The sequence below is a fragment of the Burkholderia lata genome (genome assembly GCF_902499025.1).
Taxonomy (GTDB): Bacteria; Pseudomonadota; Gammaproteobacteria; order Burkholderiales; family Burkholderiaceae; genus Burkholderia; species Burkholderia lata_C.
Genome location: NZ_CABVPW010000034.1, coordinates 22569 through 46440, shown reverse-complemented (window position 1 = coordinate 46440; position 23872 = coordinate 22569). Strand labels below are relative to the sequence as shown.

Genomic DNA, 23872 nt, shown 5'->3' with positions numbered 1-23872 from the left:
TCGTCGAACCGCGCCGCGCACGATCGCGCGGCACGGGAAATGTCAGCGGACAGGCCGTTCATCGCGCAGCCGCATCCCAGCGGGCGAGCAGCTTCGCCGGGTCCTGCCCGATGTCGAGGAAATACGCGGACATCGAATTCCAGATCGCCGTGAACAGCGTGCCGGTCCACACGCCCTTCGGATACAGCACGACGTGCCCGTTCTTCTGCGCGGCCGCATACGGCTGCGCCTGCGGCGGCATCGCGTCGGTGCCGCCTTCGAACGGGCTGAACCCGGCTTCCGCGTCGAGGAACTGGCGGTCGTTGTCGGGGCGCGCCCAGAACGCGAGCCACTTCTTCGCGGCGTCGGCCTGGTGCGATGCCGCGTTGATCGCCCACGCGGTGCCGAGCATGTCGAGCGCGACCGGCCCATTGCCGGGCACGAGCGCCGGCAGCGGCGCGAACTGGAACGACAGGCCCTTCGTCGCGCTGAACTTCGCGATGTTCCATGCGCCCTGCGGCATCATCGCGACGCGGCCGGCCTGGAACTCGGTCAACCCCGTGCTCCACGCGCTCACGCCATTGTTCAGGCGCGGCACGAAGCACTTCGCGTCAGCGAGCACCTTCAGCGCGGCCATCGACTGCTTGAACGCCGGATCGGCCGCGAAGCGCGCGCTGCCCGCGCCGACGAACGATTCGGCACGTGCATCCGCGTCGCCGCCGCCGGCCGCCAGCCCGGACGCGATCACGAGCGCCGCGGGCGCCCAGCCTTCCTTTGCGGGCAGCAGCATCGGCGTGATGCCGGCCGCCGCGAGCTTCCCGCACGCGGCCTTCAGCTGGTCGACGTCGGTCGGCACCGTCGCGATGCCCGCACGTTTGAACAGGTCGAGGTTCGCGAACAGGCCGATGCCGACCAGCTCCATCGGCAGCATGTAGGTCTTCCCGCCGATCTGCGTGTGGTTACGCACGCCGCGCCAGATCGTCGGCACCCACTTCTCGCCGCTCAGGTCCAGCAACTGATGCGCACCCTGCCACTGCCGCATCAGCTCGCGATCGACCATCAGCACGTCGGGCCCGTTGCCGCCCTGCAGCCGCGACGACACGACCGTCGTCGTGTCGTTGCGCGACATGTACTCGAACTTGATCTTGATGTCGGGGTTTTCCTTCTCGAACTTTGCGATCAGCGCCGCCATGTTGGCGGGCTCGGCACCGCCGCCCTTCCAGCCCGTCACGTCGAGCGTGACCGGCGCGGCGCATACCTGCGCCGCCAGCACTGAAAGGACTGCGAAAGTTGCCGCCCGAAGCCTGTTGAACATCTGCTGTCTCCATGTTTGTTGTTGAATCGTGGGCACGGCCATTGGCGTGTGGCGATCGGGGCATGCGGCATGCAATGCGGCCGCGATCCGTCGCGCAGTAGCCCGCGTTTCCCCGTCGTCCGATTCATTTGGGAAAGCGCTTTCCCTATTGTGTCGCACAACCTGCCCGGCTTGCAAGCGCCGGGGCGAACCGATCGTCTAGGGGATATCCCGAGGGCCTGTCGCGGCGGCCGCGAGCCCTCCGTGCGCAACCGGATCAAGCGGTCATCGTGCCGAAGGCGCTATCATCGGATGTGCGACTTTCGTCCGGCCCTTATTTGCCGGCCCACTTTCAACTCGCTCAACCGACATGACAACGACTACCGAACGCGTGGACGGCGCCGCCCAGCATCTCGTCGCCGCCCGCCATGCCGGCTCGCCCGGCCCGCTGCTGCCCGATGCGCTGCGTCCCGAGAACGTCGAGACCGCGCTCGCGATCCAGCAGCGCGTGGCCGACCTGCTCGGCGAACCCGTCGGCGGCTGGAAATGCGCGCTGCCGCCGCCCGACCGCGTGATCCTCGCGCCGATCTTCGCGTCGACGATCCGCGAGGCCGATACGCCGTACCGCGTCGTCGGCGGGCCGATCGTGCGGATCGAACCGGAAATCGCATTCGTGCTCGATCGCGACCTGCCCGCGCGTGAACAGCCGTACGACGAACAGGACGTGCGCGACGCGATCCGCGAAGTACGCATCGTGCTCGAAGTGCTCGGCTGCCGCTATGCGGAGCCCACGCGCGCGTCGAAGTTCGAGCTGCTGGCCGACGGGCAATTCAACCAGGGGCTGTGTGTCGGCCCGGTCGTGCCCGACGGGCTGAACGTGCCGCTCGAGACGCTGGCGCTGTCGTTCGAAGGCGCGCTGAACCGCGCGATCGACGGCCGCCATCCGGACGGCGATCCGCTGAAGCCGCTGGTGTGGCTCGTCAATTTCCTCGCCTCGCGCGGCGACGCCGTGCGCGCCGGGCAGATCGTGACGACCGGTTCGTACGCGGGCGCGATCGACGTGCCGCTCGGCGACGCGCTGACGGTGCGCTTCGGCGAACTCGGCAGCCTGTCGGTGACGTTGACGGCGTGATGTAGGTGGCGCGCGGGCACGGTTGACCGGGCCGGCCGCTGGCCTCAGCGCGATGGCCGCGAACCATGCGCGCCTGCTTCGTGGCCGGTATCAGGATCGTGGCTGCCCGCGCTGCCGTGACGGCAACGTCATCGCGGCCACGCCCGCGACGACGCATCCAAGTCCCACCCACGCCGATGCCGACAGCGATTCGCCAAGCAGCGCCATGCTGATGCCGACGCCGATCGGCACGCGCAGATAGGCCTGCGCCGTCGTGCCGACCGACCCGAGCGACTGGACGAGCCGGAAGTAGATGACGAGCGCGAGCGCGGTCGAGAACACCGCGAGCGCCGCCAGCGCGATCAGCGATTGCGACGACGGTTGAAGCGCCCAAGGGCGATCGACGACGATGCTGGCCGGTACCAGCACGACCGCGCCGACGATGAGCGAGCCGGCGGCGGGCGCCGCGGGCGACAGCCCGCCGAAGGCTCGCCCATAGATCGCGGCGCCCGCGTAGCAGACGGTCGCCGCGACGATCGCCAGTTGCGGCACGAGTTGCCGCCCGAGTCCGTCGAACGCGCTGACGCCGACCACCAGCGAGATGCCGACGAGCCCCGCGACGACACCGAACAGCTTCCGCGGCGTCAGCGGTTCATGGCGGGTGATCAGCCAGGTGCCGACGAACGCGAGGACGGGCGACGCGGAATTGAGGATCGTCGCGAGGCCCGCTTCGACCGAACGCTCGGCCCATGCGATCAGCGTGAACGGCACGACGCTGTTCAGCAGCGCCTGCACGAAGAACCGCCGCCAGACTGCGGGATCGCGCGGCATCGGGATGCGCCGGATACGCATCCACAGCAGCAGCACCGAGCCTGCGATCAGGGTCCGCGCGGCGATCAGCGTCAGCGGCGGAATCGTCTCGACACCGATCCGGATGAACGTGTAGGACGCGCCCCATAACGTCGAGAGCGTGAGGAGCAGGAGCAGATCCGCGACGGCGGGCGGGTGGCGGGGCATGGCTGGCTGCATGTCGGGGGGTTCGCGTTCGCAGGCCTTGACGGAGTTGGGATCGCCCGTTCAGCACGGGCCATAGGCAGATGATGCCGGTGGCCTGGCGCGAACGCTTCAGCGTGACGCGAAACGTGGATTGCCGGATGATCGGCCGCACCGGGCCGATTTCGATGCTGGCCGATCGTTCGTCTATCCTTGGACGACGTGACGTTCAGGACTAACCGCGGCAACGGACACCGAGGGCTTCAATGGATGAAACGACAGGCGCGACCAAGCGCGCCGCCAACTACCGCGCAGCAAGCGAGCAAGACGTCGCCGCGCTCGTCGAACTGGTCAATGCGGCGTACCGCCCGACGACGGCTGCGGCCGGATGGACACACGAATCGGCATGGATAGACGGCCCCCGGATCACGTCGTCGCAACTCGCCGCGACGCTGCGGACCCCGGACTCCGTCCTGCTCGTCGCCGAGATCGACGGCAGCATCGCCGGCTGCATCGAAGTCAGGAAAGATGAACACGCGGCCTATATCGGCACCTTGGCCGTTGCACCGTCGATGCAGGACCACGGGCTCGGAAAGGCGTTGCTTTACGAAGCCGAGCAATTCGCCGTTCGCAACTGGAAGATCGGGACGGCCGTGATGGTCGTCCTGTCGGCGCGCCACGAACTGATCGACTTCTACTTGCGCCGCGGCTACACGCGAACCGGCGAGCGGATGGGCTACCCGCTCGACGCGGGTGTCGGCAGGCCGCGAGACGAAAACCTGACCATCGAGACGTTGACCAGGACGATTGCGCGCGCCTGATGCCGCCGTCCCTGGCATCCCGCCCCTTCGCAACGTCACGCCCCATCCCGCAAGCCCCGGCGTGATAACGTTGCACATCACCGCGCGCATCGGCCCGTTCCGTTGCGCACGCGCACCGCTTTCACGCCGATACCGACCATGTCGCTGACACCGCTTCCCGCCCTGCTCGACGAAACCCTGCGCACCGTCGCCCGCCGCTACCGGCTGCCGCCGCTCGACAGCGCGTTGTCGCCGGCCGACGCCGCGAACCCGGCCGCCACGCTTGCGACCGTGATCGAGGAAGCGCGCCGGATGCGCAGCGACGGACAGACGCCCGGCGCGGCACTGCGGCAGCGCTTCATCGACGCCCTCGCGCAGATGATCCGCGATGCGATGGATACGCACGCCGGCGATCCCGCCTTTCAGGCCGCGGTGCTGCGGCACGATGCGCCGAGCGTGCGCGAATACGCGTCGTTGTCCGCGCACGCCGAGCAGGACCGCCGCGCACTGCACTCGGCCGTCAACGCGATCGCGCACCCGGCCAAGCTCGAGCGCAGCGCACGGCCGTGGCAACGCGACGGGCTCGCGCGGCTGCATGCCGCCGCCACCGCCGCGTCGTGGGCCGAGCTGCACGACACGCTGCGGCACCTGCTCGCGCTGCCCGACATGGCGACCGACGCCGCGTTCGAGCAGGACATCGTCAAGCTGAAAGACAGCCCCGCGCTCGAACGCATGCTGCGTGTCGACGCATTGGCATCGGACGAGCACGTCCGTCACTACCGTGCGCTCTGGGTTCGTCAGGGCCCGCTCGAAGGCAGTACCGTCGCCGTCGCGCAAGGCGTCGCGTCGCAGCAGCGCGGCGCGGCCGTCGAAGCGCTGGCCGCGCAGGCGCTCGATGCGCTGGCCCGCAAGCTCGACGCCGTCGACGCCCACCGCACGTACCGGGTGGTGACGTCGATGCGCGTGCCGTCATCGATACCGGGCCGGCACGATCGCGCGAAAACCGAATGGGACGCGATCCTGCTCGAACGCGCGCGCGGAGACGATCCGGCGCCCGTGTGGAACGTACGCTTCCTCGTCGAAGCGAAGGCGTCCGCGGACGCCGCGACGACCGACCTGCCGCGGCTGCTGCGCGGCCTGAACCTGCTCGCGCAGGCCGACCCGGACACGATCTATTCGTTCGAGACGCACCAGGGCACGGTGCGTGTGCACGGCGCATCGCTGCGCGCGCTGACGACCGACGAAGCGACGCTGCCACGGGAAGTGCTCTATTGCTGCGATGCGTCCGCGGATGCGACGCCGCGCCTGCTGGGCGCCGCGAGCCGGATGCAATTGCTGTCGGCGCAAGCCAGCCTCGAATACGCTAGCGCGCTCGCGCAGCGGCCGGACGCCGACCCGGACGGCCTCGGTGTTGTCTGGCACGCGCTGCTGACGCTGCCGCAATGGCATGCGGTGCTGCACCAGTACCCGTCGTTGCGGCAGGTCCGCGAGCTGATGGTGGCGATCGACGACTTGCGGGCCGCGATCGACGATGTCGACGAAGACGGTGTGGCGAGCAGCGCGTACGCGTGACGCACGAAACGAACCGCCGTTCGGCGGCCGGAACGCGCCGCCCGCTCAGTTGTTGAGCACGCCGAACGGCAGCGTCCATCCTGCCAGCCGGCCGCCATCCGCCCACCGATCCTCGGCCGCATCGCATGGCAGCAGAACCGGTGCGGCAGCGCACTCGAGCGTTTCCTTCGGCGTATGGCCGAACTCCGCCTTGAACAGCCGGTGGAAATACTTCTCGTCAGGAAAGCCGTGCGCCCACGCGATTTCCGCGATGCGCTGATGCCGGCGCTGCGGGTCGCCCAGCACGTGGTACGCATGGCGCAGCCGCCGGCGCGTGATCTGTCGCATCACGCCGCCATCTTCCTTGAACAGTTGATAGAGCCGCGCTCTCGACACGCCGATGTCGCGGCAGATCCGGTCGGGATCGAGGTCGGGCTCCAGCAGGTGTACGTCGATGTAGCGCCGGACCCGTTCGGCCAGCGCCCCGTCGATCGGCCCACGCGCGTCGTTCAGCGCCTGCGCGGTCGGTGAAATGGCCGCGGCCAGCAGCAGCAGCATCGATTGCACGATGCTCGGGATCTCGTGCGTGCGCAGATTCGGCAGCGTGCGAAACAGCGACAGCATGTGGTCGCCGAGCAGCCGCCCCACGCCGCTCGTCAGCGTCTGGCCGTGCGCCTGTGCCGCGTGGCTCGGGAGCAGGTACCTGGGCACGACGAGGCTGATCACGTCGCCGGCCTCGACCCGGCAGTCGTTGACCTGCGCAACGTCGTAGACGAACACGTCGCCGGCGCCCTTGACCAGTTCGGGCCCGCCGGTGTGGCTGGCCAGCCGCCCGCCGAGCAGCAGCGTGAAGCGGATCGAATCCTGGCCGTCGAGGCGGATCCGCCGCGGGGTCCGATTGACCCGATACACCGGCGCGCGCGATCGCCAGTGCCGGCCCGACAGGATCAGCGGGCCGAGCGCCGCGCCGCTCGCTTCCGCGTCGAACGCGCCGTGGCCACCGTCGTCATCCAGCCGGTAGTCGCACAGCATGTCCTTGACCCAGACGTGGAACCTGTCCCGTTCGGGATAGTCGATGGTGCGAAACTTGAAAACAGGGACGAATGCCGCTTGATCCATGACAGTTTTTTTATCGAGCCGACACGAGAGGATAGATCGGTTCGTCGATTATCGGACCCATTTTCGCCGGCGCAAGGCCGGCACGGCATGTCGTCCACCCAGGCGGCCGACCGATGCCCTGCGACGGGCGCCGCGGCCGCGGCCGCGGCCATCAGCGTTGCGGCTGGCATTCCCGGTTGTCGTACGTCGGCCGATCGATCGGCGTGAGCCCCGCAATCATGAACACCGTACTGCCGAAACGCCGCCCCTTGCCGGTCGTCGCGTCGTCACTCACCTTCTGGCCGCCCAGCCCATCCTTCTTCCCGTCATGCACGTTGGCGATCGTGATCTCGTCCGACGATGCCAGCCCGAGCGTCTTCGCGGTCGACGTCTGCACGTCGACCAGGTTCATCCGCGTCGCCCGCATGCAGACAACACGAGGCCGGCGACCGCCGCGCCGAGCGCGGTCCGCAAGGTGACACTGCGTTGCAAAGCCTTCTTCATGGCTTCTCGTTCGAATGCCCGACGCGACACGATTACGGGCCCGGCGTATAAAAACTGGACTGAATCTGGCTGCCGATGTTCGCGGCAAACCCCTGCCAGACGAGCGCCATCGCCCCCGCCGCGTTGACGGCCAGCGCCGGCCACGACCCATCCTGCGGATCCGCCGTCGACGTGCTCCACGCGCCGTTCCGATAGCCGGCCACGAGGAGGACCGACGCGTTCGGCGTGCCCGTGTCCTCCCATGCGACCGTCACGTTGCCGGCCGGGTCGATCACCAGCGGCGGGTACTGGAGCGCCGCCCCGTTCAGGTGTTCCGTCAGCTTCTGCAGCGGCCCCCAGTTTCCGCTGGCATCGGACACGCTCGCCTGCAGGACCGCGCCACCCTCCGCCCACATCGCGGCGGCCACGCCGTTTTCATTGACGGTCAGCAACGGCGTCGCGATGAACCCCGTGGGCACCACGATCTCCGGGGCGACCGGCTGTGCGGGCTGCCAGCCGGTTCCGGATACATAGCGCTGGGACATCGTCGTGGTGTAGAGCTTCCCGCCCGTCACGTCGAGTTGCCCCCAGAGCAGCGTGATGTTGCCCTTCGCATCCATGCCGGCGACCGGCGAGATGATCGTCGTGAACAGGCTCGAGTTCGATACGGCCTGGTTGACGTTGGTCCAGCCGTTGGTCGCGTCGTACGTGGCCGTCCACAGCGCCGACTTCGTATGGTTGGTCTGCCGCCACGCGAGCACTGCCCGGCCGGACGACAGGACCGACAGCATCGGCCTGACGTTGTCGGTATCGCCGGTCACCGCGCCCGGTCCGCTCTGCACCGGCATCGCGACCAGCGCCGTCGGCGACCACTGTCCGGCCTGCGCATAGCGCGACCACGCGATGCGCGTATCGAGCAGGCTGATCGACTGTGTCCACGCGACGAGCGCGTTGCCCTGGCTGTCCATGCCGGCCGAATAGGACGAACCGGCCATGTCCGGCGCCAGTGTGACGGGCGTGCCCCATCCGGTACCCGGGCTGTACGGGCGCGCCCACAACGCGTACGTGTTGGGGCCCGGCGTCCATTCGGTCCAGAACGCGACCGCCTGCCCGCTCGCGTTGCCGACCAGCTGCGGCTGCACCCCGGTCAGCGCGTTCATCGCATGCGAACCGTCGCTCGTGTCGAGCCGCGTCGCGCTTCCCCAGCCCGAGCCCGACACATGGCGTGCGCCCCACATCTCGTTGCCGGTCGTGCCGGCCGTGCCATTGGTCATCCAGGTGGCGAGCGCGTTGCCACTCGCGTCGATGGTCACGCTGGGCTGCCCTTCCGGCCCCTTGCCGTCGACCGCGGCGGCCTTCGACCAGCCCGCCTGCGGCTGCGTCGCCCCGCCGCCCGTCGGTCCGCCATTCGAACCGCCACCGGGCGAGGTCGGACCGGAAGGTGAACCGGGATTGTTCGGCGACGACAACGACGCGCCATCGCTCGTGGCAACGTCGTCGCCGCCGCATGCGGACAGCGCGAGCGCAACTGCCATGACCATCCATGTAATGGGTTTCATCGGAATCCTCTTCTTTTCGTGTTCCGGCTCACTCTCGTCTGCCGTTCGCCGCACGATGCACCGCATCGATCGGCCTATTGATAAGCAATACTATTGAACAGGCATGGAAACCGGCATCCGTTCGCCTTCGGTCATGATCGTTTCCGTCGTTCGGATCGATGCGAACACCGCTTTCGGCAGACCGCCCCCGTCGGGCAGCGAGGACGACGACAGGTCGTCTATCGCCGGATGTCCGTCACTGCCGGCTGCATCTTAATTCAGGCCGTCCGGATTCAAGGTGGCGTTGCGTCTACACTGAGTGGACTTCCATTTCACCGGCCCGCATTCGACGCGGCTACCGGCCGGCCTGCGCGCGCTCGCGGCCGAAGCGGCCGGTGCGGTACGATACGCGCCAGGGCGAAACGCCTCACCTGAGAGACCCGGCCGCTGCGGCCCCATACCCGGCACAAGAAAAAAATGCCCAACACTCCATTGCTGCACCGACACCTGTTCGCCGCGCTGGCGGCCGGCCTGTTCTGGATTCCGGCGGCTCATGCCAGCGGCGACGACGGCTGCTACGCGCCGACCACGCTCCGGCAAACCACCTACTCCTGCGCCAACCTGCCGATGCTGAGCCCGGCCAACGACACGCGCATCAACGCGATGCTGATGATGGTCGACAGCGCCAAGGTCGCGCAGGCATTTCCCGATCCGAAGACGATCCCGCCGAAAGACCGGATCAACCAGATCATCGTGCCGTTCCCGATGGACTTCTCCGGATGGATCTATATCGGGCAGAAGGAGCCCGACAAGACCGGCGGCGCAGCGGATGCCGAAACACCGTCGAACCAGTACGCCGACGGCGAAGGCAGCATCTGCCGCAGCATGACCTCGGGCGCCGACGCATTCAACGACGCGCTGGGCGGTGCCGGCGGCCTCCCCGCCGATGAAGCCGCGCGGCTGCGCACGGCACGCACCGACATCGCACAGAAGACCTGTGCCGCAGGCGGCGCGAGCGCCGCGTGGACGAAACCGCCGGTCAAGTCGCCGCTCGGCCAGCAGTTCGCCGCGTACCTCGACGGCACGAACGCGTTCTACCGCGCCGACTTCCTCACCGCGACCCGGGCCTTTGCCAGCGCTTCGCACAGCGCGAACCCGTGGCTGAAGGAAACCGGGCTCTATATGGCCGGGCGCGCGCAGCTGAACGCCGCGCAGGCCAATGTGTTCGACAACGACAACCCCACGCCGTCGCGCGGCCGCGTGGCGAAGGTGTCGCTCGACGCCGCGAACACGGTGTTTCGCACTTACCTGAAGGTGTATCCGCAGGGGCGCTATGCGACCTCCGCGACCGGGCTGCTGCGGCGTGTCGCATGGCTCGGCGGGAACGTCACGCAGCAGGCCGACCTGTACGGCCATGCGCTCGCGCGCTGGTCGCCGGCGACGTCGAATGTGCCGCTGATCCAGCTGGCGAACGAACTCGACAGCAAGCTGCTGTTCGGGGCGGACTTCGACGCGAGCCAGATCCAGTCGCCGACCGTGCTCGCGACCGTCGACCTGCTGCGCATGCGCACGTCGGACAGCAGCGATTCGAGCCGCAAGCCGCTGACGCTGGACGACCTGCAGGCGCAGAAGCCGCGCTTCGCGAACGCGCCCGCGCTCTACGACTACCTGCTCGCGACCTGGTATGTCCAGATCGGGCACAAGCCGGACGCCGCGCTCGCGTTGCTGCCGCAGACGCCCGCCGAGCCGCTCGACTACTTCGGCCTGAGCCAGCAGGCGCTGCGCGGGTTCGCGCTGGAGGACAGCGGCCAGACCGACAAGGCGCGCCAGCTGTGGCGCGACCTGATCCCGCTCGCGAAATTCAGCTTCCAGCGCGAGGCGCTGGAACTCGCGCTCGCGATCAACCTGGAGCAGGCGGGGCTCGTCAACGACGCGTTCGCCGACGATTCGCCCGTGCAGAACGCCGCGATCCGCGCCGTGCTGCTGCAACGCTCCGCCAATGCGGACCTGCTGCGCGCGCAGGCGCAAAACCAGGCGACCGGCGGCGCGATGCGCGACACCGCGCTGTACACGCTGCTGTACAAGGAACTCACCCGCTCGCATTACGCCGAGTTCATCGCGGATGCCGCGCTGTTGTCCGGCAAGCCTGCCGATCCGTTGAAGCCGTTCATCGTGGCCGGTGCCAAGAACGAAGACGGTTATACGTGCCCGTCCGCGAACGACATCGCCGCGGCGCTTCAGCAGAATCCCGCCGATGCGAAAGGGCTGAACTGCCTCGCCGATTTCGTGCGCCTGCACCCGCCCGCGCCCGGCCTCGAAAACGATCCGGTGCCGCCGTGGATCCGCAACGCATCGACGACGGCCGCCACGCGCATCCCGCCGACGCTCGGCGCCGGGCCGTCGCAGTTCGCGGGCAAGCCGTTCGAGCGGATGTCGAGCTACGTGACGGTGATGGCCGACGCGCAGGCGAACCCGAACGACCGCGCGTACGCGTACTACCGCGCGATCAAGTGCTATGCGCCGGGCGGCTCCAACGAATGCGGCGGCAAGGACGTGCCGAAGAACGTGCGCAAGCGCTGGTTCGATACGCTGAAGGCCAGCTACGCGGGCAGCCCGTGGGCGCAGAAGCTTCGCTACTACTGGTAAGCGCCGCGTGAAGCGTATCGCGTGCCTGGCGTGCATCACGCTGCTGCTGGCCGGACGCATCGCGCTGGCCGGCACCGTCGACGCCGCGCGGTACGACGCGTTCTGGCTATGGGCGGGTGTGAAGCCGCAGGCGGTCGTGCGCGGCGCACGTACCGTCTACGTGCTGCAAGGGCAGATCGAGGCATCGCCGCGGGACGAGTCGCAGGTCCGTGTGATCGCGCAGGGCGTCGCGCTGCCGCCCGCGCCGCAGGCGCGCGTGTGGCTCGTCTATCGTGCGCATACGCTGCACTGGACACCGCGCGTCACGCAGATCATGCTCGCGCAGCTCACGCGCTGGCGCGCGTCGGGCCGCACGATCACCGGCATCCAGATCGACTTCGATGCGCGCACGCGCCACCTGCAGGATTACCTCGAATTCCTGCGGTCGCTGCGCGAGACGCTGCCCGCCGACTACCGGCTGAGCATCACGGGGCTGCTCGACTGGAGCAGCCGCATCGATACCGACCAGGTCAACCAGCTCAGGGGCATCGTCGACGAAGTGGTCGTGCAGACCTACCAGGGCCGCCGCACGATCCCCGACTACGCGGACTACCTGCCGCGCGTCGCGCGGCTGCAGTTGCCGTTTCGCATCGGCATCATCCAGGGCGGCGAATGGGACGCGCCGCCGTACCTCGCGACGAACCCGTGGTTCCGCGGCTACGTCGTGTTCCTGCGCAACGGCTAGCCGGCAAAGGCGCGGCGGCGGCGCGCCTTTGCCCGCGCCGGATTCATTCCGGTCGCGGCGAAGTCGCGTCCACGTACACCCACGCGGCGACGCCCGACTCGAGCACCACGCGATCCCGGCGATACGCGTCGACTTCGTAGTCGTCCGCGTGCTGCAGTTCTTCCGGCGTGATCGCAAACACGGTGCCCGTCACGCGATCACCGGACTGGCCGGTATAGGCCACCACCGGATGATGCGTCTTCCCGCTCGTCGCGACCACCTCCGGGTCGTCGATCTTCAGCATCGTCATCGCGTAACCGGGCATCGCATCCTCGCGACCGTCGAGCTTGCGGCCGAAGGTCGCGAGCTGCACCGGTTCGAGTTGCAGCGTGCCGTATGAGAAGAGGTGCTCGGAGAAAATCGGGGGGGTGCTGGACATGATTGAACTCGATCAAGGAGTTGAGGCAAACGAAGCGTAACGCAGATCGCCGACGGGCTTAGGCTTACGCGGCACCCGCGATCGCACTGCCGAGCCCGGCGAGCGCAATCACGAGCAGCGCGCCCGCCGACGAAGCCGTGATCCAGCGCTGCTTGCGATGAATCAGCGGATGGTTGATCGCGGCCATGTAGCTGGTCAGGATCGTGAAATCGACCGCGATCCACAGCGCGGCGAGGATCGCCAGGCTCACGCGCGAATCCGGCGTGATGCCGACGAACTGCGGAAAGAACGCGACGAAGAACAGCAGGTCCTTCGGATTCGCGATGCCGACGAGAAAACCGCGCACGACGCCCGGCAAGCGCCGCGCCTGCGATACCGGTTCGCGTTGCGCGGCGTCGTCGCCGTCGCGCGGACGGCTCGCGCGCCATTCGCCGAGCAGCGTCCGGACGGCCAGCACCGCGATGAAGATGCAACCGGCCACGTGCAGCCCCGTGAGCAGGCGATCGCTGACGAGCACGACGCCGAACACCATCAGCATCGCCCCCGCGATCATCACGAGGCTCGCGGCATTCGCGCCCACCGCGGTCAGCATGCCCTGACGAAAGCCGCGCCGCGCGACGGTGCCGACCACGAGCATGACGACCGGGCCGGGCGTCGCGATGAGCAGCACGATCGCGGCGAGATAGGCGAACAGCAGCGGGTAATGGAGTGTCATGACAAAAAGTTGCTGGATGGATTGACGTGCGCGCCCGCCGCGGTGGCATCATCGCGATTCAGCCCACCGGATTGCGCGGTTTTGTGAAGTATTGCGTGCCCGGCCGGCTGCTGAAAAACGGAAAATCCTGTCGGATGACATGAGTTTTATTCATATTCGAACCCCGTGAAGGCCAAACCGCTCCCCCCTGTCTACGCGCTGCGCGCATTCGAAAGCGCCGCGCGCACCGGCTCGTTTACGCTGGCCGCCGAAGAACTGAGCCTCACGCAAAGCGCGGTGAGCAAGCACGTCAGGACGCTCGAGGCGTATTTCGGCCGGAAACTGTTCGTCCGTCGCGGCCCGAAAATGACCGTGACGGCGGAAGCGCACATCTTCGCGTCGGGCCTGCGGCGCGGCTTCCGGCAGATCGAGGAAGCCTGCGTGCTGTTCCAGTCGCAACGCGACGTGCTGCGGCTCAAGGCGCCGTCCACGCTCACGATGCGCTGGCTGCTCGATGCGCTGGCCGCGTTTCGAGCCACGCGGCCAGCGTTCGAGGTGCAGATCGCGAGCGTGTGGATGGATGTCGATACCGTCGATTTCTTCAGCGAATCCTACGATTGCGCGATCCTGCTCGGCGCAGGCAAGTTCGGCGAGGCCACGCAGTGCGTGAAGCTGTTCGCCGAATGGCTGATTCCGGTGTGCTCGCGCGCGACCGCGACGGTCGCACGTACGAACCCGGCGGCGTGCGAGCTGATCCACCCGTCGCCCGATCGGCGCGACTGGCGCCGCTGGCTCAAGGGCAGCGGCCATGATCTCGAGGTGGACATCACGCGCGGGCAGGTGTTCGACATGCTCGAACAGGGGATCGCGGCGGCCATTGCCGGCCACGGTATCTCGATCGGCGATCTCGCGCTGTGTGCGACGGCCATCGACGAGAAGCAGCTGGTGCTGCCGTTCAAGACGGCCGTCAATACCGGCGACGCATACTACCTCGTGTGGCCGGAAGACTCCGCCAAGGCCGCGCAGGTGCGCGAACTGCTCGCGTTTCTGGAAAGCCGGATGCCACGCCTGACGTTTCCGGGCATCCGCTTCAACGGTCCGGGCTGAACCGCTGCGGCCGGCGATCCGGTCGCGTTGCCGACGGCGCTACGGGCGCACCCTCGCGCCGCCGGCCCGCAACGACAGCGCGGCCCGCCGAAGCGGGCCGGCGCCGACACCCGCCGACACCATTACGCCTGCACGAAAGCCAGCAGGTCGGCGTTGAGCACGTCCGCGTTGACCGTCAGCATCCCGTGCGAGTACCCCGGGTAGGTCTTCAGCGTGCCGTTCTTCAGCAGCTTGATCGACTTCAGCGCGGCATCCGCGATCGGCACGATCTGGTCGTCTTCGCCATGCAGCACGAGCGTCGGAACGGAGATCGACTTCAGGTCTTCGGTCTGGTCCGTTTCCGAAAACGCCTTGATGCCTTCGTAATGCGCTTTGGCGCTGCCTTCCATCCCCTGCCGCCACCAGTTGCGGATCACGCCCTGATGCACCGTTGCACCTTCGCGGTTGAACCCGTAGAACGGGCCGCTCGGCACATCGAGGAAGAACTGCGCGCGATTGTCGGCGAGCGCTTTCCGGAAGCCGTCGAACACCTCGATCGGCAAGCCTTCGGGGTTCGACTCGGTTTTCAGCATCAGCGGCGGCACCGCGCTGACCAGCACCGCCTTCGCGACACGGCCGGCCGGCTCGCCGTGCTTCGCGACGTAGCGGGCTACTTCGCCGCCGCCGGTCGAGTGACCGATGTGCACCGCATTGCGCAGGTCGAGCGCTTCGACGACCGCGAATGCGTCTGCCGCGTAATGGTCCATGTCATGGCCGTCCGACACCTGCGCCGACCGGCCGTGGCCGCGCCGGTCGTGCGCCACCACGCGATAGCCCTTCTGGACGAAGAAGAGCATCTGCGCGTCCCAGTCGTCGCCGGACAACGGCCAGCCATGGTGGAACATGATGGGCTGCGCGTCCTTCGGGCCCCAGTCCTTGTAGAAAATCTCGACGTGATCCTTCGTTGTGACGGTTGGCATCGCGATGGACTCCTGTAAGGTGGATGAACTCGGCACTGTGGCCGGCAGCCATTATCGGACAGGTTTGTTAAACGACGATGCCAAGTTGCAAACGACCGTCGGCACTTTGGTCAACGTAGACGAATCCTCAAGGTGCGAACCGATGGCGCGGCGCCCGCGTCAGCCGTCCGTCGACACCGTCACGGCCTCCCACGCCTGGATTTCCGCCTCCAGCGCAGCCAGTTTTCCACGCACGAGCCGCAGCGCATCGCTGCCGAGCAGCAGGTGCGCGGGCGGATGGTCCGACGCGATCGCCGCGAGCATCGCCCGTGCGGCCTTCGCGGGGTCGCCCAGCTGCTTGCCGCTCTTCTCTTCGCGCGCCTGGCGGATCGGGTCGAAGATCGCGTCGTAATCCGCGATCGAGCGCGGCGTACGCAACATCGAGCGGCCTGCCCAGTCGGTGCGGAACGACCCCGGCGCCACGGCCGTCACCGCGATGCCGAACGGCTCCAGCTCCTTGCCGACCGATTCGGAAATGCCTTCCAGCGCGAACTTGCTGCCGCAGTAGTAGGCGATGCCCGGCATCGTGATGTGGCCGCCCATCGACGTGATGTTCAGGATGTGCCCCTGCCGCCGTTCGCGCATGTACGGCACGACCGCCTTCATCATCGCGACCGCGCCGAATACGTTCACGTCGAACTGCCGGCGCATCTCCGCGAGCGGCGCTTCTTCCATGATCCCTTCGTGCCCGTAGCCGGCGTTGTTCACCAGTACGTCGACGGGCCCGACGTTCGCGTCGATTTCAGCCACGACGCCGTCGATGCGATCGAAGTCGGTTACGTCGAGCACCCGCGCGAACGCCTGCGCGGACAGCGCTTCGAAATCCTGCGCCGCCTGCGCGCTTCTCACGGTGCCGACCACCGTGTGACCTGCCGCGAGCGCCTCCTGCGCGAGCGCGCGGCCGAAGCCGCTGCTGACGCCAGTAATGAGCATGAGCTTGCCGGATGCCATTTGCGCTTCTCCCGAATGTTGATTGAAGCATGCATACTAGTCTGACGAACCCCGTCGAATAAGCCCGATTCCGCTGATTTTCTTGTATAAAACTATGAGCACCGAGCCCACCTCCGCCCGATCGCCATCGCTGCCGCCGCGCGACCGGAAACGCCTGGTGACGCTGCTGCGCGCGCTGGCGCCCGACGAAGGCTACAACCTGACGGCACTGCCAAGCGTGCGCATCCTGCGCTCGAACCGCGCGTTGTCGCGCACGCCGGTGCTGTACGACCCGGGCATCGTGATCGTGTGCCAGGGCTGCAAGCGCGGCTACTTCGGCGGCGAGCGCTATCTGTACGACGCGCACCACTACCTGGCAGTATCCGTGCCCGTGCCGTTCAGCATGGAAACCGACGCCACGCCCGAGCGCCCGCTGCTCGCGCTGTACCTGCACCTCGATTTCACGATGGCCGCCGAACTCGCGGCGCAGATCGACCGCGCGGGCGCGGCCGAACCCGTGCAGGCGCCCAGGAGCATGATGTCGACGCCGATGGATGAAACGATGTACGCGTCGGTGCTGCGTTTCGTCGAGGCGATGCACCGGCCGCTCGACGCCGCGGTGCTCGGCCCGGCGCTGCTGCGCGAGCTGTATTTCCGCGTGCTCACCGGCGCGCAGGGCAGCGCGATGCGCAGCGCGCTGGCGATGCGCGGACAGTTCGGCCGGATCGGCCGGTCGCTGCGCGTGATCCACGCCGACTACGCGCAACCGCTCGACGTGTCGCAACTGGCCGACGAAGCCGGCATGAGCGTGCCGAGCTTTCACAGCCACTTCAAGGCGATCACGCAGGTGTCGCCGATGCAGTACCTGAAGTCGACACGGCTGCATCAGGCGCGCTTGCTGATGGTGCGCGAGGACCTGACGGCGGAGGCGGCCGGCTACGCGGTCGGTTATGCGAGCCCGTCGCAGTTCAGCCGCGAATTCAAACGCCTGTTCGGCCTGACGCCGGCGAAGGAAACGCAGCGCATGCGCGAAAGCTTCGCGATTCCGGAAGCCTTCGAGGATGCGGTGTTCGTGTCGTCGCATTGACGTGCGCCGGAACCCGGCCGTCACGCACGCCGTCAGCGCGCGGCATCGCGTACCAGGCCCACGAGCGACTTCAGGATGAGTGCAGTCACGCCCCAGATGTCCTGCGTCTGCTCCGCCCAGTACCACGCGCCCGCGCGCTCGCCGTCCGTGTATTGCCGTAGCAGATCCGGATTCAGCAGCACGGAGAACGGAAACTCGAAGATCTCCGCGACTTCCGCGGGCGCCGCCTCCCATTGCGCCGTTTCCGGCACGATGCCGATCACGGGAAAGATCGCGTGATTGCGCTTTCTGGTTTTATGGATCGGCAAGCTGCCGACCACGCGAACCGCGGCCGGCGCAAGGCGGATCTCCTCGAACGCCTCGCGCAACGCAGTCGCGCCGATATCGCGATCGGACTCGGCCGGGCGTCCCCCCGGAAAACTCACATGCGACGAGTATTCGCTGAGATCCGACGAACGCTTGGTCAGCAGGATCGTCGGCTCGCGCCGCGCGACGATCGCGACCAGCACCGCCGAGAATTTCCACTGCCTGTCGTTGTCCGCGAGGGATTGCTTCGCGGTCGGCCAATCGGTGCCGGCAGGGATTCCGTGACCTTCCACGCCACGGACGATCGCATCCAGCAGCGCCTGTGGCGAGCCGGTTTCCGCATGCGCGCCGGCCAACCCGCCGCCGGTATTCAGAACGCTTCTGTCTGGTTCCATGTCTTCCTCCTGCGTGCGGCAACCGGCACGCGTTGAGCGACACTGAACCCGACACGTGTTGCATGGGCACGGCGTCGTTGTGGCCAATCCGATGAACCCGTGTTCGCGTGCGATCGCAAATGCCACGCGCGGACGCGTGAATGTCTGTTCCAGCGCAAAATATCCGCCGGCGTTGCGGATCGTTGAATGCCGGAACGGGATGCGCCGTCGATCAACGGAGCATCCCGATCATGCACGAAAAATGGCATTCGGATCGGTCGCCCACACGCACGTCGCGTCCGCGCTCAAAGGGCGGAGGTCGGCTCGCGCCGCGCATCGACGCGCGCCGATGCGGACCCGATCAACCCGGCCGCCGCGACTGCCGCAGCTGCCACGCCCATCATCATGCCCCACCCCACTCGCGCGTTGAGCAACCCCGCCGCCACCGCACCGCCGGCACCGGCCGCGTAGTAGAGCGTCAGGTACGCTGCGCTCAATGCCCCTGCCCGGGCCGGTTGAATCGCGACGACACGCGTCTGGTTCGCGACCTGCGCGGCAAAGCAACCGGCATCGAACATGGCCAGCCCCGCGCCCAACCATGCGGGGCGACCGAGCGCAACGCCAAGCAGCAACGCCGACACGGCCGCGACGAAGAGCCCGCCCCCGATGACCGCGCGATCGCCGAACCGGTCGGCGAGTTTTCCGGCCACGCGCGTCACGCCGAGACCGAGCACGCCCGCGAGACTGTACGCACCGATCGCCGCGGCACCGAGGCGATACGGCGGCTCGGCGAGGCGAAGCGCGAGCCCCACCCAGACCAGGTTGAACGCGAAGAACCAGAGCATGCCGGCGCCGGTACGGCGCCTCAACTGAGCGCTGTCGCGCAGCAACCGCGGAATGGCGCCGATCGCGTTCGCACGGCCGGGCAGCCTTTCCGGCCGGCCGCCGGGCAACAGCGCGGCACCGCCGATGGCGGCCAGCGCAACGCACCCGGCCAGCGCGAGCAAAGCGCCACGCCATCCGTACCATTGCGACAGCACGCCGCCCACGAAACGGCTCAGCAGGATCCCGGCCGAAATGCCCGCCGACACGGCCCCCATCGCCACGCCGCGCCGTTGCGGATCCGCAAGTTTGCCGGCGACGGCACTGCATTGCGCCGCCACCGTCGTGGCCGCACCCACCAGAAAGAAACCGGCCTCGAGCGCGAGCGGCCCGGGCGACCACGACGCGCACGCCAGCAACAACGCGAGTGCGCCCATCTGCGTCGAGACGAGCGCGCGCGAACTGAACCGGTCGACCAGCGGCACCAGCCATGCAAGACCGACCAGATAACCGAGCATCGTCACGGACGCGAGGGCCGCCATGCGCGACGCAGCCACGCCGAACTCGCTCGCGATGGCCGACAGCGACGGCTGCAGCGCATAGCCGTTCGCGATCGCGACGCCGGCCGCCACAGCGAGCACCCCCGTCGCGGTGCGCGACAGCGGCACGCGGTTGCCGGCAACGGTCATGCCGCGGCCCTGACCGCGATCGCCTCGACTTCGACCAGGATTTCCGGATCGACGAACGGAAGCGCATGCACCAGCGAAAACGCCGGCCGGATATCGCCGTAGATTTCTCCATGCGCACGCGCCGCGGCTTCCCAGTTGTCGAAGTCGGCGACCACCAGACGGCTCTGGACAACGTCCGACAACGAGAACCCGCTGTCCGCCAGCACCCGGTCGATCGTCGCCAGCGCATCGCGTGTCTGCGCGTACACGTCCGCGCCTTTGCCGGCGGTCCCCGAAATGTAGATGGTGTTGTCGACGACCACCGCGCGCGAGTAGCCGACCTTGGGCTCCCACGGGGAGCCGGTACTGATCCGTTTACGCATCTTGAAGATCCCTCCAGTCAGGTTGAGAACCATCGCCTACTACTTGGGTAGTAAGTTCGGACGATTGTATACTACTCCGGTAGTTAATCAAGACACCTCACGCGAGTCGTCGCGGGAGCAGGAGCCGATACACATGAGCGAGAACACGGAGCTGATCACGTCGTTGATCCGGCTTGGATTCACCCAGTACGAGGCGCAGGCCTACGCGGCCCTCGTCGGGCAGGCCGCGCTGACGGGTGCGGAAGTCGGCCGGCGCGCCGGCATGCCGCCTTCGAAGATCTACGAAACCCTGGGTCGCCTGGAAACGCGCGGGGCGGTGCTCGTCAACCGGTCGGAGCCCGTCCGCTATGCGGCCGTGCCCCACCGGTCGTTGCTCGAGGATCTGCGCACGCGCTTCAATGCGGATCTCGAACTGGCCGCGGGCGCGCTCGATCGGCTGCCTGTTCAACAGGAGCCGGGGCTCGTCTGGTCGTTGAGCGGGCGGGAAGCGATCGCCAGCGCCTTCGCGCGCGTCATCGTCAATGCGAAAACGCAGATCTTCGCGGGCGTCTGGGACGAAGAGATCGACGACCTCGGGCCGCTGCTCGAGGCTGCCGCGGCGCGGGGCGTCGACACGCACGTGGCGATTTACGGCAATCGCACGCTCAACGGCCCGCGCCACTACGACATGGCCAAATGCGGCGCCAGCGCGAGGCTCAGGCTGTCGGGTCGCCGGCTCGCCGTCGCGGTGGCGGACAACACCGAGGCAGTGGTCGCGGAATTCGGCGATCATTCACCCGATCACGCCACCTTGACGACCAATCCGGTCATCGCGCTGCTCGCCGTCGAGTACATCAAGGCGGACGTGAGCGGGCGCGTGTTGATCGATGCAATGAGTCCGGCGGAGTACAGGAAAATCCTGAAGCATCCCGACATGCAGGCAATGCTTGCGCCGCTCGACAAGCCGAGCTGACCCATGCGACGCGACGCGGCTGCCGGCGCATCGAGCAACGCGCGCCTCACCGAGGTACGGTAACCACCCCACTCACGCGAGCGTCAAATGACCTCTTATGCCTTCCGCCTGCTGAACGTATTCGCCGAATCGACTTTCAGCGGCAACCCGCTTTGCGTATTCGAAGATGCACGCGGCATGGACGACGCGACCATGCGGGCACTCGCCGTGCAGTTCAACCTGTCCGAAACGACCTTCGTGCTGCCGTCGGAGCGCGCGCATGCGCGGGTTCGCATCTTCACGCCCGGCTATGAGATGGCCTTTGCGGGCCACCCGACGCTCGGCACCGCGCACGTCGTGCGCGACCTGCTGGGTACGGGCGACGCTCTCGCGCTCGAATTCAAGGCCGGCGTAGTCGACGTGAGCGCGCACGACGACGTGTGGACGTTCACTGCTCCGCATGCAGGCATGCCGAAGACGGCGCCGTGCGAATTGTCCGATGCCCGGACGGCGGCACTGCTAGGGCTCACGGAAGACGATCTGCTCGCACCGCCGACCTGGGTCGACACCGGCGCCGACCAGTTGCTGGTCGCGCTCAAGGACCCAGCCGCCGTGCGTCGCGCGCAGCCCGACAGCGCGAGCCTCGACATCTGGCCGACCAGCAGCCTCGGCCGCAAGACCGCGTATGTGTTCGCGTTCGATGCCGAGCGCCCGGGAACGGTGGTGTCGCGCTACTTCTTCGTGAAGCAAGGCAGCGTTTCGGAAGACCCAGGCACGGGGTCTGCGTGCGCGAATCTCGGCGGATGGCTGCTTGCGATGAAGCGCGACCTGCCTGCCGCATATCAGGTCGAACAGGGTGAAGCCATTGGCCGGCCTTGCCTGCTGCGGTTGTCGGTCAGTGCGAGCGGCGAGATCGGTGTTGGCGGGCGCGTGATCGAACTCGGGCGCGGCGTCGTCAACGTGTAGACGCGTCCGACGAAGCTATCGCCGACATGCACGACCTCGCCCCCGACCTCGCCCGCATGCTGCGCGCGTCCTGCGACGCCTGCTTCGGCACGGCCGCCGTCTGGCCGCTCGTCGAGCGCGCGTATGGCGAACCGCAGCGCTATTACCACACGCTCGCGCACCTGGCCGAGCTGTTCGCGCATCTCGCGCCGTATCGCGCGGAACCGCTGTGGACTGCGATCGAGCTCGCCGTATGGGCGCACGATTTCGTGTCTGCGACGACGCTGCCCGATTATGCGGACAACGAAACACACAGCGCGCAATGGCTAGTGCAGGTCACGAACGCACACTGCAGCGAATCGTGGTTGCGTTCGCACGCATCGCACGTGTCCGTCGCCCACGATCTCGTGCTCGCGACGAAGTCGCACCGGCTGCCCGATACGTTCGCATCCGATCCGCACCTTCAGCGCGCCGGGCGGATTTTTCTCGACGCCGATCTCGCGATCCTCGCGGCCGCGCCCGATCGGCTACGCGAGTACGACCGCGCGATCGCACGCGAGTGGGCGCAGGATCCCGATGCGCCGTCGGCAGCGTTCCGCACGGGCCGCAGGCAGGCGCTCGAGCATCTGCGCGCGCAGGCCCCGCTGTTTCAATCGGCGGAATTCGCGCCGCTCGAGCAACACGCGCAACGCAATCTCGACACGCTGATCGCCACGTACGCGTAAGCGCCGGGCGCGCCCGCACGAACGCGCGCCCCGGCCCCCACCGGATCGGTCGAGCCGGCCCGCCACGCCCGGCGCCCCGGCGCGCCCGGGCGGCACGACCTCCAGCAGCAGCATCCGGCAACGACCGGAGCTTGCCTCCCCCTCTCACACGACATCAGGCAATCGAGCCGGTGGAAACCTCAATTTCCCCGAGGCGTCGCCGCACGCGCACCGACCTCGAAAGTAACCCTCCGAACATCATATGATTGCATTATCACATTTTATGTGATTTTATTATCGCATTATGCACGCCGCCGCCAGCTACGCGCGCGGCGCATCCCATACCAAGGAAGAGACGCAGATGGAGACAATCGCCGTCATCGGCAGCAACATGGTCGACCTCGTGACCTATGTCGCCCGCATGCCCGCCCGGGGCGAAACGCTCGAAGCACCGAACTTCGAGCTCGGCTGCGGCGGCAAGGGGGCGAACCAGGCGGTCGCGGCCGCCCGCCTCGGCGCGCGCGTCGTGATGGTCACGAAGGTCGGCGACGACGTCTTCGCCGACAACACGATCCGCAACTTCGAGCGCGAAGGCATCGACACCGCGCACGTGCGCAAGGTCGCCGGCGTGCCGAGCGGCGTCGCGCCGATCTTCGTCGAACCCGATTCGAGCAACAGCATCCTGATCGTCAAGGGCGCGAACCGCCACCTGACGCCGGCCGACATCGACGCGGCCGCGCCGCAGCTCGCCGAATGCGCGCTGATCGTGCTGCAGCTCGAGATCGAGCTCGACACCGTCTATCACGCGATCGAATTCGGCGCGCGCCACGGCATTCCCGTGCTGCTGAACCCCGCGCCCGCGGTGGCCGATCTCGATTTCGAGCGGATCCGCACCGTCGAATTCTTCGTGCCGAACGAAACCGAGCTCGCGATCGTGTCGGGCATGCCGGTCGATTCGCGCGACACCGCGGCGCGCGCCGCCGAAGCGCTGGTCGCGCGCGGGCTCAAGCACGTGCTCGTCACGCTCGGCAGCAACGGTTCGCTGCTGGTATCGCGCGACGGCGTGCGGCACGTGCCGGGCGTACCGGTCGACGCGCGCGACACGACGGGCGCCGGCGATGCGTATATCGGCTGCTTCGCGCGCTGCTACGCCGCGTCGCGCGACGCGGTCGACGCGATGCGTTACGCGTCCGCATACGCCGCGCATTCGGTCACGGGCCTCGGCACGCAGAAGTCGTACGCCGACACCGCGACGTTCGAACGCTTCCTCCGCGACGCCGGCATCTGA

Annotated in this window: 23 protein-coding genes; 11 read left to right on the top strand and 12 right to left on the bottom strand. The window is 67.7% G+C overall.

From position 1 onward, the window contains the following. Positions 1-58: 58 nt before the first annotated feature. Positions 59-1294 (bottom strand): ABC transporter substrate-binding protein, encoded by a 1236-nt coding sequence (locus tag BDI24065_RS29375; protein ID WP_175034206.1) that lies wholly within the window; start codon positions 1292-1294, stop codon positions 59-61. A gap of 349 nt (positions 1295-1643) precedes the next feature. Between BDI24065_RS29375 and BDI24065_RS29370 the strand changes: the two genes are divergently transcribed. Then, a complete protein-coding gene (locus BDI24065_RS29370) occupies positions 1644-2405 on the top strand; it encodes a 2-keto-4-pentenoate hydratase (protein ID WP_175034205.1) in 762 nt (253 codons plus the stop codon). Positions 2406-2495: 90 nt separating this feature from the next. On the opposite strand, the gene BDI24065_RS29365 is transcribed toward BDI24065_RS29370, so the two are convergent. Continuing rightward, positions 2496-3401: a DMT family transporter gene (locus BDI24065_RS29365; RefSeq protein ID WP_175034204.1), complete on the bottom strand. Its 906-nt coding sequence runs from the start codon at positions 3399-3401 to the stop codon at positions 2496-2498. 242 nt (positions 3402-3643) lie between these two features. Between BDI24065_RS29365 and BDI24065_RS29360 the strand changes: the two genes are divergently transcribed. Together BDI24065_RS29360 and BDI24065_RS29355 are read left to right on the top strand one after the other, a co-directional pair. Beyond that, on the top strand, positions 3644-4198 hold the full coding sequence (locus BDI24065_RS29360) for a GNAT family N-acetyltransferase (protein ID WP_175034203.1): 555 nt from the start codon (positions 3644-3646) through the stop codon (positions 4196-4198). A 138-nt stretch (positions 4199-4336) separates the two neighbouring features. Beyond that, positions 4337-5749, top strand: a complete 1413-nt coding sequence (locus BDI24065_RS29355; protein ID WP_175034202.1) for a 3-deoxy-D-arabino-heptulosonate 7-phosphate synthase — start codon at positions 4337-4339, stop codon at positions 5747-5749. A gap of 45 nt (positions 5750-5794) precedes the next feature. Here BDI24065_RS29355 and BDI24065_RS29350 read toward each other — a convergent pair whose 3' ends face one another. The 3 genes from BDI24065_RS29350 to BDI24065_RS29340 all read right to left on the bottom strand — a co-directional run bounded on the left by BDI24065_RS29350 (position 5795) and on the right by BDI24065_RS29340 (position 8868). Beyond that, the gene (locus tag BDI24065_RS29350; RefSeq protein ID WP_175034201.1) at positions 5795-6847 is read right to left on the bottom strand and encodes a helix-turn-helix domain-containing protein; all 1053 of its coding nucleotides are present in this window, start codon (positions 6845-6847) and stop codon (positions 5795-5797) included. Between the two features lie 151 nt (positions 6848-6998). Then, positions 6999-7238: a hypothetical protein gene (locus BDI24065_RS29345; RefSeq protein ID WP_254609880.1), complete on the bottom strand. Its 240-nt coding sequence runs from the start codon at positions 7236-7238 to the stop codon at positions 6999-7001. Between the two features lie 124 nt (positions 7239-7362). Further along, entirely contained in the window at positions 7363-8868 is a 1506-nt protein-coding gene (locus BDI24065_RS29340) for a hypothetical protein (RefSeq protein ID WP_175034200.1), read from the bottom strand. A 456-nt stretch (positions 8869-9324) separates the two neighbouring features. Here BDI24065_RS29340 and BDI24065_RS29335 point away from each other — a divergent pair, with 456 nt between their 5' ends. Together BDI24065_RS29335 and BDI24065_RS29330 are read left to right on the top strand one after the other, a co-directional pair. After that, entirely contained in the window at positions 9325-11493 is a 2169-nt protein-coding gene (locus BDI24065_RS29335) for a hypothetical protein (RefSeq protein ID WP_175034199.1), read from the top strand. 7 nt (positions 11494-11500) lie between these two features. Further along, complete coding sequence (locus tag BDI24065_RS29330; protein ID WP_175034198.1) at positions 11501-12217, top strand: DUF3142 domain-containing protein; 717 nt, start codon at positions 11501-11503, stop codon at positions 12215-12217. Positions 12218-12260: 43 nt separating this feature from the next. Here the strand turns inward: BDI24065_RS29330 and BDI24065_RS29325 are convergent, their stop codons facing one another. Then, positions 12261-12635, bottom strand: a complete 375-nt coding sequence (locus BDI24065_RS29325) for a gamma-glutamylcyclotransferase family protein (RefSeq protein ID WP_175034197.1) — start codon at positions 12633-12635, stop codon at positions 12261-12263. A 64-nt stretch (positions 12636-12699) separates the two neighbouring features. Further along, positions 12700-13350, bottom strand: coding sequence for a LysE family translocator (locus BDI24065_RS29320; protein ID WP_175034196.1), 651 nt, complete (start codon positions 13348-13350; stop codon positions 12700-12702). A gap of 165 nt (positions 13351-13515) precedes the next feature. On the opposite strand from BDI24065_RS29320, the gene BDI24065_RS29315 reads away from it, so the two are divergent. Then, a complete protein-coding gene (locus BDI24065_RS29315; protein ID WP_175034195.1) occupies positions 13516-14436 on the top strand; it encodes a LysR substrate-binding domain-containing protein in 921 nt (306 codons plus the stop codon). Positions 14437-14558: 122 nt separating this feature from the next. Here the strand turns inward: BDI24065_RS29315 and BDI24065_RS29310 are convergent, their stop codons facing one another. Together BDI24065_RS29310 and BDI24065_RS29305 are read right to left on the bottom strand one after the other, a co-directional pair. After that, positions 14559-15395 (bottom strand): alpha/beta fold hydrolase, encoded by an 837-nt coding sequence (locus tag BDI24065_RS29310; protein ID WP_174957407.1) that lies wholly within the window; start codon positions 15393-15395, stop codon positions 14559-14561. Positions 15396-15554: 159 nt separating this feature from the next. Continuing rightward, the gene (locus BDI24065_RS29305; RefSeq protein ID WP_175034194.1) at positions 15555-16385 is read right to left on the bottom strand and encodes an oxidoreductase; all 831 of its coding nucleotides are present in this window, start codon (positions 16383-16385) and stop codon (positions 15555-15557) included. Between the two features lie 94 nt (positions 16386-16479). Here BDI24065_RS29305 and BDI24065_RS29300 point away from each other — a divergent pair, with 94 nt between their 5' ends. Further along, complete coding sequence (locus BDI24065_RS29300; RefSeq protein ID WP_175034193.1) at positions 16480-17451, top strand: AraC family transcriptional regulator; 972 nt, start codon at positions 16480-16482, stop codon at positions 17449-17451. Between the two features lie 32 nt (positions 17452-17483). On the opposite strand, the gene BDI24065_RS29295 is transcribed toward BDI24065_RS29300, so the two are convergent. The 3 genes from BDI24065_RS29295 to BDI24065_RS29285 all read right to left on the bottom strand — a co-directional run bounded on the left by BDI24065_RS29295 (position 17484) and on the right by BDI24065_RS29285 (position 20004). Then, positions 17484-18152: an NUDIX hydrolase gene (locus BDI24065_RS29295; RefSeq protein ID WP_175034192.1), complete on the bottom strand. Its 669-nt coding sequence runs from the start codon at positions 18150-18152 to the stop codon at positions 17484-17486. A 284-nt stretch (positions 18153-18436) separates the two neighbouring features. Then, the gene (locus BDI24065_RS29290; protein WP_175034191.1) at positions 18437-19642 is read right to left on the bottom strand and encodes an MFS transporter; all 1206 of its coding nucleotides are present in this window, start codon (positions 19640-19642) and stop codon (positions 18437-18439) included. After that, positions 19639-20004, bottom strand: coding sequence for a RidA family protein (locus BDI24065_RS29285; RefSeq protein WP_175034245.1), 366 nt, complete (start codon positions 20002-20004; stop codon positions 19639-19641). The genes BDI24065_RS29290 and BDI24065_RS29285 overlap by 4 nt, the downstream gene beginning before the upstream one ends. 133 nt (positions 20005-20137) lie before the next feature. Between BDI24065_RS29285 and BDI24065_RS29280 the strand changes: the two genes are divergently transcribed. The 4 genes from BDI24065_RS29280 (at position 20138) to rbsK (ending at position 23872) form a co-directional block, all read left to right on the top strand. Further along, positions 20138-20956 (top strand): TrmB family transcriptional regulator, encoded by an 819-nt coding sequence (locus BDI24065_RS29280; protein ID WP_174957458.1) that lies wholly within the window; start codon positions 20138-20140, stop codon positions 20954-20956. 87 nt (positions 20957-21043) lie between these two features. Beyond that, positions 21044-21901, top strand: a complete 858-nt coding sequence (locus BDI24065_RS29275; RefSeq protein WP_175034190.1) for a PhzF family phenazine biosynthesis protein — start codon at positions 21044-21046, stop codon at positions 21899-21901. Positions 21902-21927: 26 nt separating this feature from the next. Beyond that, positions 21928-22605 (top strand): hypothetical protein, encoded by a 678-nt coding sequence (locus BDI24065_RS29270; protein ID WP_175034189.1) that lies wholly within the window; start codon positions 21928-21930, stop codon positions 22603-22605. A 340-nt stretch (positions 22606-22945) separates the two neighbouring features. Further along, on the top strand, positions 22946-23872 hold the full coding sequence (gene rbsK / locus BDI24065_RS29265; protein ID WP_175034188.1) for a ribokinase: 927 nt from the start codon (positions 22946-22948) through the stop codon (positions 23870-23872).

Excerpts from the sequence above, each read along its gene's own strand:
- BDI24065_RS29375 (WP_175034206.1), bottom strand. The coding sequence starts at position 1,294 with ATGTTCAACAGGCTTCGGGCGGCAACTTTCGCAGTCCTTTCAGTGCTG.
- BDI24065_RS29370 (WP_175034205.1), top strand. The coding sequence starts at position 1,644 with ATGACAACGACTACCGAACGCGTGGACGGCGCCGCCCAGCATCTCGTC.
- BDI24065_RS29365 (WP_175034204.1), bottom strand. The coding sequence starts at position 3,401 with ATGCCCCGCCACCCGCCCGCCGTCGCGGATCTGCTCCTGCTCCTCACG.
- BDI24065_RS29360 (WP_175034203.1), top strand. The coding sequence starts at position 3,644 with ATGGATGAAACGACAGGCGCGACCAAGCGCGCCGCCAACTACCGCGCA.
- BDI24065_RS29355 (WP_175034202.1), top strand. The coding sequence starts at position 4,337 with ATGTCGCTGACACCGCTTCCCGCCCTGCTCGACGAAACCCTGCGCACC.
- BDI24065_RS29350 (WP_175034201.1), bottom strand. The coding sequence starts at position 6,847 with ATGGATCAAGCGGCATTCGTCCCTGTTTTCAAGTTTCGCACCATCGAC.
- BDI24065_RS29345 (WP_254609880.1), bottom strand. The coding sequence starts at position 7,238 with ATGAACCTGGTCGACGTGCAGACGTCGACCGCGAAGACGCTCGGGCTG.
- BDI24065_RS29340 (WP_175034200.1), bottom strand. The coding sequence starts at position 8,868 with ATGAAACCCATTACATGGATGGTCATGGCAGTTGCGCTCGCGCTGTCC.
- BDI24065_RS29335 (WP_175034199.1), top strand. The coding sequence starts at position 9,325 with ATGCCCAACACTCCATTGCTGCACCGACACCTGTTCGCCGCGCTGGCG.
- BDI24065_RS29325 (WP_175034197.1), bottom strand. The coding sequence starts at position 12,635 with ATGTCCAGCACCCCCCCGATTTTCTCCGAGCACCTCTTCTCATACGGC.
- BDI24065_RS29320 (WP_175034196.1), bottom strand. The coding sequence starts at position 13,350 with ATGACACTCCATTACCCGCTGCTGTTCGCCTATCTCGCCGCGATCGTG.
- BDI24065_RS29310 (WP_174957407.1), bottom strand. The coding sequence starts at position 15,395 with ATGCCAACCGTCACAACGAAGGATCACGTCGAGATTTTCTACAAGGAC.
- BDI24065_RS29305 (WP_175034194.1), bottom strand. The coding sequence starts at position 16,385 with ATGGCATCCGGCAAGCTCATGCTCATTACTGGCGTCAGCAGCGGCTTC.
- BDI24065_RS29300 (WP_175034193.1), top strand. The coding sequence starts at position 16,480 with ATGAGCACCGAGCCCACCTCCGCCCGATCGCCATCGCTGCCGCCGCGC.
- BDI24065_RS29295 (WP_175034192.1), bottom strand. The coding sequence starts at position 18,152 with ATGGAACCAGACAGAAGCGTTCTGAATACCGGCGGCGGGTTGGCCGGC.
- BDI24065_RS29290 (WP_175034191.1), bottom strand. The coding sequence starts at position 19,642 with ATGACCGTTGCCGGCAACCGCGTGCCGCTGTCGCGCACCGCGACGGGG.
- BDI24065_RS29285 (WP_175034245.1), bottom strand. The coding sequence starts at position 20,004 with ATGCGTAAACGGATCAGTACCGGCTCCCCGTGGGAGCCCAAGGTCGGC.
- BDI24065_RS29280 (WP_174957458.1), top strand. The coding sequence starts at position 20,138 with ATGAGCGAGAACACGGAGCTGATCACGTCGTTGATCCGGCTTGGATTC.
- BDI24065_RS29275 (WP_175034190.1), top strand. The coding sequence starts at position 21,044 with ATGACCTCTTATGCCTTCCGCCTGCTGAACGTATTCGCCGAATCGACT.
- BDI24065_RS29270 (WP_175034189.1), top strand. The coding sequence starts at position 21,928 with ATGCACGACCTCGCCCCCGACCTCGCCCGCATGCTGCGCGCGTCCTGC.
- rbsK (WP_175034188.1), top strand. The coding sequence starts at position 22,946 with ATGGAGACAATCGCCGTCATCGGCAGCAACATGGTCGACCTCGTGACC.